This window comes from Paenibacillus sp. ALE3 (assembly GCF_054113405.1).
On sequence record NZ_CM134214.1, the window covers coordinates 3,735,287 to 3,747,369 of the forward strand.

The 12,083-nt window shown below is 46.2% G+C and carries 11 protein-coding genes; 2 read left to right on the forward strand and 9 right to left on the reverse strand.

Going from position 1 to position 12,083, the window contains the following annotated elements; all coding sequences use genetic code 11:
* The 6 genes from ACXHJ2_RS16715 to ACXHJ2_RS16740 all read right to left on the reverse strand — a co-directional run bounded on the left by ACXHJ2_RS16715 (nucleotide 1) and on the right by ACXHJ2_RS16740 (nucleotide 7,810).
* Entirely contained in the window at nucleotides 1-1,173 is a 1,173-nt protein-coding gene (locus tag ACXHJ2_RS16715) for an AAA family ATPase (RefSeq protein ID WP_165081218.1), read from the reverse strand.
* A gap of 520 nt (nucleotides 1,174-1,693) precedes the next feature.
* Nucleotides 1,694-4,021 (reverse strand): histidine kinase, encoded by a 2,328-nt coding sequence (locus ACXHJ2_RS16720; RefSeq protein ID WP_165081216.1) that lies wholly within the window; start codon nucleotides 4,019-4,021, stop codon nucleotides 1,694-1,696.
* 219 nt (nucleotides 4,022-4,240) lie between these two features.
* On the reverse strand, nucleotides 4,241-5,128 hold the full coding sequence (locus tag ACXHJ2_RS16725) for a metal ABC transporter permease (protein ID WP_016820689.1): 888 nt from the start codon (nucleotides 5,126-5,128) through the stop codon (nucleotides 4,241-4,243).
* Nucleotides 5,125-6,054, reverse strand: a complete 930-nt coding sequence (locus ACXHJ2_RS16730; RefSeq protein WP_058829176.1) for a metal ABC transporter permease — start codon at nucleotides 6,052-6,054, stop codon at nucleotides 5,125-5,127. The genes ACXHJ2_RS16725 and ACXHJ2_RS16730 overlap by 4 nt, the downstream gene beginning before the upstream one ends.
* 5 nt (nucleotides 6,055-6,059) lie before the next feature.
* Nucleotides 6,060-6,824 (reverse strand): metal ABC transporter ATP-binding protein, encoded by a 765-nt coding sequence (locus ACXHJ2_RS16735; protein ID WP_013369953.1) that lies wholly within the window; start codon nucleotides 6,822-6,824, stop codon nucleotides 6,060-6,062.
* Between the two features lie 14 nt (nucleotides 6,825-6,838).
* Entirely contained in the window at nucleotides 6,839-7,810 is a 972-nt protein-coding gene (locus ACXHJ2_RS16740) for a metal ABC transporter solute-binding protein, Zn/Mn family (protein WP_058829175.1), read from the reverse strand.
* A gap of 236 nt (nucleotides 7,811-8,046) precedes the next feature.
* On the opposite strand from ACXHJ2_RS16740, the gene ACXHJ2_RS16745 reads away from it, so the two are divergent.
* Nucleotides 8,047-8,826 (forward strand): DUF3153 domain-containing protein, encoded by a 780-nt coding sequence (locus ACXHJ2_RS16745; RefSeq protein WP_058829174.1) that lies wholly within the window; start codon nucleotides 8,047-8,049, stop codon nucleotides 8,824-8,826.
* Nucleotides 8,827-8,831: 5 nt separating this feature from the next.
* Here the strand turns inward: ACXHJ2_RS16745 and ACXHJ2_RS16750 are convergent, their stop codons facing one another.
* The 3 genes from ACXHJ2_RS16750 to ACXHJ2_RS16760 form a co-directional block, all read right to left on the reverse strand.
* Complete coding sequence (locus ACXHJ2_RS16750; RefSeq protein ID WP_058711850.1) at nucleotides 8,832-9,257, reverse strand: thiol-disulfide oxidoreductase DCC family protein; 426 nt, start codon at nucleotides 9,255-9,257, stop codon at nucleotides 8,832-8,834.
* Nucleotides 9,258-9,382: 125 nt separating this feature from the next.
* Nucleotides 9,383-9,709 (reverse strand): hypothetical protein, encoded by a 327-nt coding sequence (locus ACXHJ2_RS16755; RefSeq protein ID WP_013369949.1) that lies wholly within the window; start codon nucleotides 9,707-9,709, stop codon nucleotides 9,383-9,385.
* 122 nt (nucleotides 9,710-9,831) lie between these two features.
* On the reverse strand, nucleotides 9,832-10,251 hold the full coding sequence (locus tag ACXHJ2_RS16760; protein ID WP_013369947.1) for an organic hydroperoxide resistance protein: 420 nt from the start codon (nucleotides 10,249-10,251) through the stop codon (nucleotides 9,832-9,834).
* A gap of 455 nt (nucleotides 10,252-10,706) precedes the next feature.
* On the opposite strand from ACXHJ2_RS16760, the gene ACXHJ2_RS16765 reads away from it, so the two are divergent.
* The gene (locus ACXHJ2_RS16765; RefSeq protein ID WP_058829172.1) at nucleotides 10,707-12,026 is read left to right on the forward strand and encodes an Nramp family divalent metal transporter; all 1,320 of its coding nucleotides are present in this window, start codon (nucleotides 10,707-10,709) and stop codon (nucleotides 12,024-12,026) included.
* The last annotated feature ends 57 nt before the right edge of the window (nucleotides 12,027-12,083 follow it).

Here is a 12,083-nt window from a genome sequence, read left to right on the forward strand (position 1 = left end):
TTAAGACCAAGCAAGCGTCGACTGTGCTGCGCTCTCCATATCCAGCAGCTCGCGGCACAAATGACGAATTTCCCGCTGATAAATCGGTGAACTAAGCAGCAGCTCACGGTGCTGCATTTGTTTCCATGAAGGTATATAGGGTAACGCTCCGTTCAGTTCCATGAAGTCACGAGGTAACGAGTTGATCATAGTTCCCATGTAGCGATTCACCACAAAGCTGGTTTTGCATATCATGGCTTCAAGCCCTTCAGGCTGTGTAGTTTCTAAAACATCCAGCCATAATCCGCACTTGTGCATACTCATTAAATCGTCAGCCAGCAACCAGATCAGCTTATGACTAGCTTCAAGCACGGCTTGAGCCCGCTCACCATGTTCAGAATCGCAATCTACAATCACTACATCATACTGCCCGCTTTCAGCAATCGTTCGAATGAGCTCTTTCGCTTCATCACAAGTCATGTCTGTCAATTCCTTGCGATTATAGACAGGTTGAAACGTATCAGCCTGAATTTCAGGACAACGCACACAATACGAAGCCAAAGATAACGAAGTGCCCTCATTTCCCTCCGACTTGAGATCATACAGCAGTCTGGACAGTCCTTCTCCTTCTCCTTGTACTCCGCTAGAACTGTCTGAACCAGTGAACAACGAACTTGAATCCACCGTTTCCAGATTCAAATAGAATACCGAATATCCCTCATTCCCCAGCTGCTTGGACATATTGAGTGCGGCCGTTGTCTTGCCCAATCCACCTGAAGCTGCCACCATGCCGATAATCATTCCACCTTCCCGACTGTTTACGCTTTTCCGACCATTCGACCTCTGTCTCGCCGTTTCCAAAATAATACCGACCAGTTCAGATAAAGGCTGATATTTTAATACAGGCTGCCCATATTCACTTACTTGTTCTCCCTCATGTAATACCAAACAAGGAATATCCGCATCTTCCCGAGCTGTCCATAGATTCAGAAAGGGCATTTCACCTACTACCACATCTGGTCTTTTCATTCCGCTAGTTTCCATCATGTATTGATGAAATGCCTCCGGCTGCGAAAAAGCCGTTATTCTGAGCCTTCTGGCGTACTCGCTTCCGTGAACATAATTCAGCAGAGGCTCAATATAATCCCGGCCTTCTACGGCCAATACCACTTTTACCGGAACCAATATGCTCATCCCCTTTCCCAACACAACAACGCAAAAAAGCACCGTTCATCCATCCGTAAGTACATACGGTTGGTGAACGGTGCTTCCGTCACGTGCAATCTATTTATTGGTAGAATAGCATAGCACCTGTGTTAGAGCAAGTATTTTTTGCGCAAGTATTTTCTTAGAATTCTGGTACTAGGAGAAGGCGGGCAGTCTAGCCCCGCCTCCTACGATCTTCAACTTAGTAGAATTTGTGGTGACGACGATGACAGTCATGATGGCGATGATGACGACGTTTCCGGCAATGACATTTCTTATCAAAGTCTTCATGTTTCCAGTGGTCACGTTTAAATTTTGGTTTAAACTTAATGACAGTCACCTTAATGATTTTCTTAAAAACACGTTTTTTTGGCTTTGGAAAATGACAATCATGCTTACGATGTTTATACATTCAAACTCGCCTCCATTTCTTTGAGATAGAATATACTATGGAAGCAGTGAATAACCGGTAACCAGCATATGACTATTTATGAATGGATTGGGCATTTTAATAATCTGTCTCCAGCTTAATATCCGGATCATAATCCGCCACGATAAGAACATCCATATGACGTGCTTGACGGAGAATCCTCGTCACAACCGCAGTCTTCCCCCAACAGCTACTTCGGGAAGACTGTCCCACGATGAGCTGCGTACCTGAATATCCTTCTACTGGAGCAATCAAAATGTCAGCAATCTCGCGTCGGCTGGAAACAAGCCGAATTTCAAAGGTTCCCCCCAGTCGGTGGGTCAGCAGCTTTAGTTGTTCCAGACGAGGGTTCAATCTCTCCGGTATACGCTCACCGATATGAACATAAGTCACAATCCACACAGCCTTCAAACGAAATGCGATACGAAAACCGCGGCGAATCAACCTTTCAGCATTTTCGCTTAGCGTCACGCCTACAAAAATCACTTCCTCCCTGCGCCACGGTCCCCGAAGTGACTCGTGTCGATCCCAGGATTCCAGCCGCTCATCTACATCATCTGCCAATTCCCGCAAAGCAAGTTCTCGCAACGCTATCAGATTACCCAGCTTAAAAAAGTGGCTAAGTGCCTGCTCCACCTTCGCAGGAGCGTAAATTTTGCCCTCACGCATACGTTGCTGTAACGATTTGGGAGCCACATCAACAAGCTGGACTTCATCGGCCAGACGCATCATATGGTCGGGGACAGTCTCTCTCACCCGAATGCCAGTAATTTGTTCTACTGCGTCATTCAAGCTCTCCAAATGCTGCACATTCATTGTGGATATAACAGAAATACCTTGCTCCAAAATGGCCAGTACATCCTCATAACGCTTAGATCTCAGACTTCCCGGAACGTTGGTATGTGCCAGCTCATCAACTAGCACTACCTCAGGATTACGCCTGAGAATGGCTTCAGTGTCCATCTCTTCCAAATGTGCACCATGACGCTCGATAGACTGACGGGGGATCATCTCCAGAGATCCTACCTGGGCTAGTGTTTCTGCTCTTCCGTGCGTTTCCAGCAATCCGATAACCACATCAATCCCGCTTTCCAGCAGATCATTTCCCTCTCTCAGCATGGTGTATGTTTTGCCGACCCCCGGAGCAGCCCCAATATATACTTTGAGCTTGCCCCGCAAAATTTTGGCTTCCTCAGCCTGTACTTCCTCAACGCTCAAACGATGATACGGATCATTATCCCCTTCCTCCTGTCTCATCGTTGGCAAAATCCGTTCGCCCTCCTGCTCGGCTCGGTCTGCAATCAACAGCAAATCCATATTTTTCATTCGTTTTAAAATTCCGTTCACCAGTGAACCTTTGACCAACTCCTGCCACGGAGTCTGCCGAGAATGCCCCATAACAATTCGAGTAACATTGTGAGTCACCGCATAATGGATAAGTTGACGTGGCAGCCTTCTGCGGGAAAAGAGCGGGATTTCTTCAAATGTCGATCCGATCTTATCGGCCAACTGCTCAATGGAACGTTTGAAGGCTGCTGATTCCTTGGACAGCTTGCGCTTCGAGCTGACAAAAGAGACCACCAGCATATCTCCACCCAACCGCTTGGCCACCTGTTCTCCCCTACGTACATAAATGGACCCATTCCAATGATATTGGACAGGCACCAAAATACGCTCTGCTGCTCCTGACGCCCCGTGCAAGCCTAGCTCCTCCCGGTGCCGTTCCAGCGAATCATTCACATCCTCTGCCACCAATCGCAGAGCGAGCTCACGCAATTTACCCAGATTTCCCCGGTGAAACATCTCTGGATTGGGCGTATGCATGTAACCTTTCGCCAACCGTTCCAGAATCATCTCCGGGGTAGCATCAATTAGACGAATTTCATCCGCCAGCTCCAATGTATCAACCGGAACCGTATATTGCGCTTCAAAGCCTGTCAGCTGGTATACCCACTCCGTGATCCCTTCGAGTTCATAAACATTAACCGTCGTAATGACGCTAATTCCCATGTCCAGCAAATACCGAATATCCTCGAGCCTTGTTGGAAACGAGGCGTCTTTTCGGTTATGATGTGCCAAATGATCCACCAGCACCACCTCAGGATTTCGTGCCACCAAAGCTTCCAAATTCAGATCCTTTTGCTCTTCGCCATCCTTCATCCAATGAATACTGGGTACTCGCTCTAGCGAGCCGACCTGTTCCACGGTCTCACGCCGTTGCAGAGTCGATACCGCACAAATTACAACATCAATCCCTTCATGCTGCAGCGATTGTCCCTCCTGCAGCATATGATACGTTTTGCCAGAGCCACTGACCGCACCAATGTATATTTTGAGTCTGCCTCGATGCAATTTGTTAATGGAATCCAGTATCTCCTCTGGTGATTTACGTTTGAAGCTCTCCAATTTCGTTCCTCCCCGCAGCGTAACAGCTCGTTCCGAATCCTTCTGTGTGATTGTAAAGAATGTACTCCCGTGTCCCGGTTAATTCAAGATGACCCAACAAGCTTGCCTCAAAAAAAGCCGCACAGATTAGCATAAGCGTAAAAAAGCGTGCATTCAGGCACTTTATGCCCGTCTGCACGCTATTTTGAGTAATTCATATAGGATCACTTCCTACGAGACTCACTTGCTATTTTCGCCAACAATTCCCCGTTGTTGAAATAACTTTCGCCATACCACACCATGAGACGGGGAAAATAGAAAAGCCAAAAGCAGCAACACACCCGATACACACAGCATACATGCCGCAATAGAAGCATCTAACACAGTTGCTGTATAAAAGCCTACGATCGAGCTAATGGCTCCAACTCCCACGCTGTATGCAATCATACGGGACAGCTTCTCCGTCAGCAAATAAGCGGTAAGAGGCGGTACAACAAGCATGCCAACCACTAGAATTGCACCCACACTCTCAAATGACGCCACTGTCGTTAGTGATACGAGACTCATTAGCAGATAATGAAAAAAAACAACCGGAATACCCAATGAAGCTGCCAATGCGGGATCAAAGGAAGTGACTTTAAATTGCTTGAAAAAGCCCCCTACCACGAGCAGATTGATCAAAAACATTGCGCCCGTAATCCACACAGCCCTCGGACCTATATCGAAGCCAGCAATCTCTATCGTATTCCACGGGACATAAGCAATTTCCCCATACAAAACGTGGTCCATATCCAGATGAGCATTGGAAGCAAACACACTGATCAGTAAAACACCGATAGCAAACAATGTTGTAAACACCACGCCAATGGCAGCATCACTTTGCAGACCGCTTTGTTGGAATAGCTGAATCAGATACACCGTTAGAAGACCCAGCACGGCCGCACCAAACATCATCCACACCGAATCCCTCGATCCGCTGATGAGAAAGGCAATGACAATACCAGGCAGTACCGCATGACTGATGGCATCACCGATCATAGCCATTTTCCGAAGCACGAGAAAGCATCCGACGATACTACATCCCCCTGCCACTAACATTCCCGTCAGGATCACATAAAATGAACTCATAGGGCACGCTCCTCCCTGGGCTGTGTTCCAACTCCCTGCTCCAGACTTTTTCTGGCGTTTAACCGAACGATAGCCTTGGAAATCATTCCACGCTGCGGCGCAAAGATCAGACTTACACCAAATACCACAGTCGCACACAACACGCACAATGGTCCTGTAGGCAAATTTTGTCCCAGAGAGCTAATAACAGTCCCACCAAGACCCGCTATAGCACCAAACAAGCCTGACAGGCATACCATAACACCCAGCTTCTCTGTCCAGTATCTTGCCGACACGGCCGGGGTAATCAGCAGGGCAGCCATCATAATGACGCCCACAGCTTGAATGCCAGTCACCACCGCAATGACAATCAACAGCATTAACAACTTATCCAGTAAGCCTGCCGGAAAACCAAGTCCACGAGCAAAGCCGGGGTCAAAGCTGAGCAGCTTAAATTCCTTGAAAAATAATAAACATATTCCAATGAGCACCACCGAAATTACCGCCATTGTATAGACATCAGACAACACCATTGCCGCAGCCTGGCCAAATAAAAATTTATCCAGCCCACTTTGGTTGCCTGCGCCACTATGCTGAATTTCAGTCAACAACATAATGCCGAAGCCAAAAAATACGGACAGCACCGCTGCAATCGCTGAATCGCTTTTAATTCGCGAATACCGGGTTAACGCACTGATGGCAAAGGTAGCAACAATCCCTGCAATGGCTGCTCCAATCATAAATCCAAACACGGATTTTGTACCTGTGATCATAAAAGCCACACATACCCCCGGCAAAGCCGCATGTGCCAAAGCATCTCCCATAAGTGATTGCTTACGCAAATACATAAAACTGCCAATCACCCCGCTGCTTAAACCGAGTAAAATACATCCAAGCAAAATCCATTGCATGTTCGGGTCTGCCAAAAGCGCTGCCAAGCTTGTCATACTGCTCACCTCACTCCGAGTATCGTGCCGGATTCCGAACCTGTTTTGAGTATACTCAGACGCCCGCCATACGTACGTTGCAGATTTCCCTCGGTAAAAATATCTGCGGTCTCTCCAAATGCCATCAGATGCCCGTTCAACAGCATAACCTGGTCAAAATAATCCGTGACCGTAGATAAATCATGATGAACGACAAGCACGGTTTTCCCCTGCTGTTTCAGATCGTTAAGCAATGAAATGATAGCTTTTTCTGTTGCAGCGTCCACACCGACAAACGGTTCATCCATAAAATAAAGCTGAGCGTCCTGCGCAAGCGCTCTCGCCAAAAAAACGCGTTGCTGCTGCCCGCCAGATAATTGACTAATCTGCCTGTCTGCAAATTTGCTCATTCCAACCTTGTCCAAACTCTCCATCGCAGCCTGACGATCTGCTGCTCCCGGACGTTTAAACCAGCCCAGTCTGCCGTAACGTCCCATCATAACCACATCTAGAGCATTCGTCGGAAAATCCCAATCCACCGACTCCCGCTGCGGTACATATCCAACCTTGAGCAGCTGTTGCTTATAGGGCTTGCCGTAGACCAGCACCTCGCCCCTGAGCTTTGGAATCAGCCCAAGCACGGCCTTGATCAGTGTAGATTTGCCAGCCCCGTTGGGGCCGATAATACCAATCAGCTTACCTTCCGGCACCTCAAAGGAGACATCGAACAAAACGGGCTTTTTTTGATAGGCTACCGATAAATCACGAACAACAAGTGGTGAATGTCCCATGTGTCTACGCCTCCTTATTTAAGAGCTCTAACGATCGTATTCACGTTATGCTTGACCATTCCAATATACGTTCCATCTTCTGTCCCCTCTTCACCCATAGCATCCGAATACAGCTCGCCGCCAACCTGTATGGTATGACTTTGCTGAGCTGCACCCTGAATAACCGCATCTATGGCCTTTCTCGGAACACTTGATTCTACAAATATGGCTTTAATTTTATGCTCCACCAGATAATCTCTCAGCTTGGTCACATCTTGTGAGCCCGCCTCTGATTCTGTACTCATGCCTTGAAGGCCTCTTACTTGAATCTGGTAAGCGTCTCCGAAATAGCCAAATGCATCATGTGCCGTGACAAGTACGCGCTGAGCCTTCGGTATACTGGTAATCTGCTCTCTCGTGTAATCGTCCAGTTTTCGTAGCTCAGCGAGATAAGCTTCGGCATTGGCCTTATAATCCTCCGCATGAGCAGCATCAAGTGCCGACAATTCATCTCTGACGGTTTCTACCGCAGACATCCAGTTTTGTACATCAAACCAGATATGTGGATCATACTCAGATCCCATTTCTGGGCTAGCTGCACGCAATTGATTTTGGGCAATGTTTTTGGACACGGGTATAACAGGCTTTTGCTTGCTGATTTTCTCCAGAATGTCCTGCATTTTTCCTTCCAGATGCAACCCGTTATAAAAAATGATGTCGGCTTCATCCAGCTTACGCATATCTCCCTGAGACGCCTTGTACAAATGTGGGTCAACGCCTGACTTCATAATTCCCGTGACCTCCACATGAGCACCTCCGACCTTCCCGACAATGTCAGAGATCATACCGATGGTAGTGGTAGCCTTTATTTTCTGTCCCGCCTCTTTCGTAGCTCCCTGTTCTGTCTTCTTGGCATCTGTACATGCAGTCGCTAGAACCAGAACTAGAGACAACACTCCAACCGTCGCTACCCATTGTGGCAAAGCCTTCTTAAACTGCTTGTTCATGTTTTAAAATCCTCCTTTTAATATTTGTTTTAGGACAAACTATTTCCTTGAGACAATTATTTTTTATCTATACTATATTTTAGAGTATACACTAAAGTTTTTACCTAAGGAAACATTTTTGAAATATAAATCTTAACTATTCTTTTATATCGTTCGATTTTGGCTCTCCGAATGTGTAATATATAGAAGATATCCGGTCGTTATACCAAAGAAACCATACAAAGAAGGTGCAAGTCATGGACCCAACAGGATACAGCCCTTACCGGAACAAACGTCGGCAAATACAGTTACGAAAAATACTGCTCATTTTTATGCTGGTGTGTTGTCTGTTTGCCCTAACTTCCTGTGCTCGGGGTGACATTCATGTAGATGTTCATCTAGATCAAAGTGTAGATATGGATGCAACGTTCAGTGTAAACAACCAGACACTGATGATGTTGGACAATCCGGGGCTGCTCGATCGATTAGTTCAACGTATGCAAAGCAATAATGTAGACGTACAGCCGCTATCGGAACAAGGGAGAAAGGGATATCAAATAAAGGGGCATTATCAAGGGGATTGGGGTACAAACCAAAAAAATCCCGATCAGGGTTTAAACCTGCCTGAGGGATTAGAAATAAATCGCGCAGTGAGCCAGCATTTTTTCACAACCAATATGGATCTTACGCTTAAGCTCGATTTGCCTCGGATGCTTCCTGAAGAAGCTCGTGGCCTGAGTGATAAATTAGAACAAATGAATGTGTTCGCACGCAAATTACTAGAACGGCAACTGGATCTTAACTTCAGCCTATCCCTGCCCATCCAGCCTGCTTCCAGCAATGCGGACCGTGTGTCGGATGATGGGAAAACACTCTATTGGGACATTGCTCCATTAGAGTCAAACGAGCTAAAATTGTCGGTCAACGTACCCAATGTACGTCATATCGTGTATGTATCGGCTACGGGCCTCATACTGATCGCGGTAGCTGTGATATTACTGATTCGTAATTATCGTCGTAAAAATAAACATAAATAAAGCAACTAAAAAAATCGTTTCCTAATTTCTGGTGGGGGGATCTGACATTGATCCTCCTCATCCTTGCCAAACCAACGATATCGGTTACGCGCTACCCAGTTATAGGCTGCGTTGCGCACAAAGCGGGGAATCAAGATGAATACATAGGCCAGCGGGTATGGAAAACGAAGGCGTTTGGCAATCCGTAAAGCTGCAGTTGACCTTGTATAATACGTACCGTCTTCAATCAGCACGAATGTATCCAGTTGATCTGTAGACAGTCCACCTGCACGTAAAAGTTCTTGCCCTACCTCGGATTGCAGGGAACCAAAATGGAATATTCCCTTAGGATCACGTTTGATAATGAAGCGGGTTGCTCCCTGACAAAAGTGGCATACCCCATCCACCAATACAATGGAATGTTCGGTATGGACATGATCAGACTGGTTCATCAACGCATTTCACCTCCACAGAGAAATCAACGGCATGAAAACGCAACGGTTCGATTATAAACAAAAAAACGCCGAAAGTATCCGACGCTTGTCTAGAAATGTATAATCCTTGCCTGTTCGAAAAACTAGCTCAATGCTTTCTCAAACAGCTGTTTTGCATTAATTTGCTCTAAAAACTCATCATGGAACTGATCCATACACTTGCAGATAAAATCCTTATGGCATACCGGGCAAGGCGTCGTTAGCAGTCGACTAATATTCGTCAAAGTCCACTCCGGATTACGTTGAGAAAAAACGCGGCACTCCGTTCCATCGGCCAAACTCATTTTAAACTCATAAAGCCCTTCCTTTTCGTTGCTACCAGCCAGCGTGAAATTAACAATATTCGGTCTGTAAGACATCATATCACCCGTATTTTTCAAATTTGTTTCGTACCTGATGACCAGAATCACCTATGACATCTTAATGAATTTTGGCGATGATGTCAAATGGACGCCATTCTCAGCGAATCAAGATTTAGGTACAAAAGCCGCCGATCAATCGGCGGCCGTGTGTGAAATTTTTAAAAATGCGGTCAAATGACGTTGAGTTCAACATCAATGTTACCGCGAGTGGCTTTGGAGTACGGACAAAAATCATGTGCTTGGCGTGCCAAATCTTCAGCCTGGGAACGCTCAATCCCCGGTATTTTTACATCCAGACGCACCGCTAACTGGAAGCCCCCGTCGCTTGGGTCCTTGCCAATCGATACGTGGCTGGTGACCTCTACATTGTCCACCTTTACCTTGGCTTTACGGGCCACATTTGCCAACGCACTTTCATAGCATGCGCCATAGCCTGCCGCAAACAGTTGCTCCGGATTCGTAGCGTCCCCACCTGCGCCACCCAGCTCCTTCGGTGTGCTCAGCTTATGCTTCAATACCCCGTCTGAAGAAGCCACTGAACCGTCTCTTCCACCATGTACCGTTGCTGATGCTGTGTATAACGCTTCCATGATTTCATCTCTCCTTCTTCCATCTTATTGGCATTCCGCAGGAATCCTCGTCATGTTAATACATGATTTCCTTCTCGTATGTACTTTAAACGAGCCACGCAAAATGAATCATTTAAAAAGGGATGATAACTCGTTTATTTACCGTATTATTTACCGTTTAGTTCCACCTATTTTGTGTTTACACTATATGTTATAAGCCCCTAACACCTAACTTGATGGACCGCCTACATTTAGAAAATCCAAAACGACCAAGCTGCCCCTTGAGAGCAATATAGCTTGGTTTTTTCCATTGTTTAGTCTTAATTAAGATGGCCAATTGCTTCAAAAATACGATGATTTTGCTTGACCACACAAAAGTTGCACTAGACAAAAACTATTGTGGGTGTACAATAGGGATAACGCAATCGCTATGTCACTAATAATATATTTCAATATGAACAAAGAAGGTGAAGCGTATGAAAAATTCAAAGGGAAACTTCGCGGAAATCGCTTCACTATCAGAAGTGAATCGTTCTTTGAGCATCCCGAAGGATGGGACCTGGTTTCGGAAGTTTCTTGCCTTTGCTGGACCAGGCTATATGGTTGCTGTCGGCTATATGGACCCTGGCAACTGGGCTACAGACATCGCTGGTGGATCAAAATTTGGCTACACACTACTTAGTGTCATTCTAATCTCCAACCTGATGGCCATTCTGCTGCAAGCCTTATCTGGCAAGCTCGGTATTGCTACAGGTAAAGATTTGGCTCAAATGTGCCGGGATGCTTACAATCGCCCTGTCGCGATCGGCTTATGGCTTTTATGTGAAATTGCCATTGCAGCCATGGATTTGGCCGAGGTCATCGGTTCGGCCATTGCCCTGAAGCTACTGTTCGGTCTCCCGTTACTATACGGAGTCATCATTACCGCATTTGATGTTATGCTCATTTTGCTGCTGCAAAATAAAGGTTTCCGAGCATTGGAAACCCTCGTTATTGTATTAATGGCCACGATTGCCGGCTGTTTTGGCATTAATCTCATTTTGGCACAACCGGAATGGGGCGGCGTATTGGGTGGCTTTGTACCGGACTCACAAATATTGACGAATCCAAGCATGCTGTATATTGCCATCGGTATTATGGGAGCTACCGTAATGCCACATAACCTGTATCTGCATTCTTCTATTGTACAAACCCGCAAATATGAGCAGACATCAGCAGGTAAACGGGAAGCTATTACATTTGCAACTTGGGATTCCAGTATAGCGCTCATGTTCGCTCTATTCATTAATGCAGCCATCTTGATCGTAGCAGCTGCCGTATTCCATACAGCAGGAAGAACAGATGTAGCAGAGATTAGTGATGCCTATTATCTGCTTTCGCCATTGCTGGGAACCACACTTGCGAGCATACTGTTTGGAGTAGCGTTACTTGCCTCAGGTCAAAACTCGACCGTGACAGGTACTTTAGCCGGACAAATCGTGATGGAGGGCTTCTTGAATCTTCGTCTCTCACCTTGGTTGCGTCGTCTGGTGACCCGTCTTATCGCGATCATTCCAGCGGTCATCGTCACTGCGATTGCAGGTGAAAAAGGTGCGGAAGAGTTGCTTGTGCTGAGTCAGGTTATTTTATCCATCCAGCTTCCTTTTGCCATCATTCCATTACTGCTCTTTACCAGTGACAAAAAGATTATGGGTGAATTTGCGAATAAAATGTGGCAAAAAGTACTAACCTGGATCGTGACCGCTATCATCATTATCTTGAATGTAGTGCTTATTATTCAGACAATTACAGGTTGATAGACTGTTTGGATGTAACCAGTAAAAAAAGAGGTATTCCAGGAGGCAAAATAGCCA

Excerpts from the sequence above, each read along its gene's own strand:
- ACXHJ2_RS16715 (WP_165081218.1), bottom strand. The coding sequence starts at position 1,173 with ATGAGCATATTGGTTCCGGTAAAAGTGGTATTGGCCGTAGAAGGCCGG.
- ACXHJ2_RS16725 (WP_016820689.1), bottom strand. The coding sequence starts at position 5,128 with ATGAGTTCATTTTATGTGATCCTGACGGGAATGTTAGTGGCAGGGGGA.
- ACXHJ2_RS16730 (WP_058829176.1), bottom strand. The coding sequence starts at position 6,054 with ATGACAAGCTTGGCAGCGCTTTTGGCAGACCCGAACATGCAATGGATT.
- ACXHJ2_RS16735 (WP_013369953.1), bottom strand. The coding sequence starts at position 6,824 with ATGGGACATTCACCACTTGTTGTTCGTGATTTATCGGTAGCCTATCAA.
- ACXHJ2_RS16740 (WP_058829175.1), bottom strand. The coding sequence starts at position 7,810 with ATGAACAAGCAGTTTAAGAAGGCTTTGCCACAATGGGTAGCGACGGTT.
- ACXHJ2_RS16745 (WP_058829174.1), top strand. The coding sequence starts at position 8,047 with ATGGACCCAACAGGATACAGCCCTTACCGGAACAAACGTCGGCAAATA.
- ACXHJ2_RS16750 (WP_058711850.1), bottom strand. The coding sequence starts at position 9,257 with ATGAACCAGTCTGATCATGTCCATACCGAACATTCCATTGTATTGGTG.
- ACXHJ2_RS16760 (WP_013369947.1), bottom strand. The coding sequence starts at position 10,251 with ATGGAAGCGTTATACACAGCATCAGCAACGGTACATGGTGGAAGAGAC.
- ACXHJ2_RS16765 (WP_058829172.1), top strand. The coding sequence starts at position 10,707 with ATGAAAAATTCAAAGGGAAACTTCGCGGAAATCGCTTCACTATCAGAA.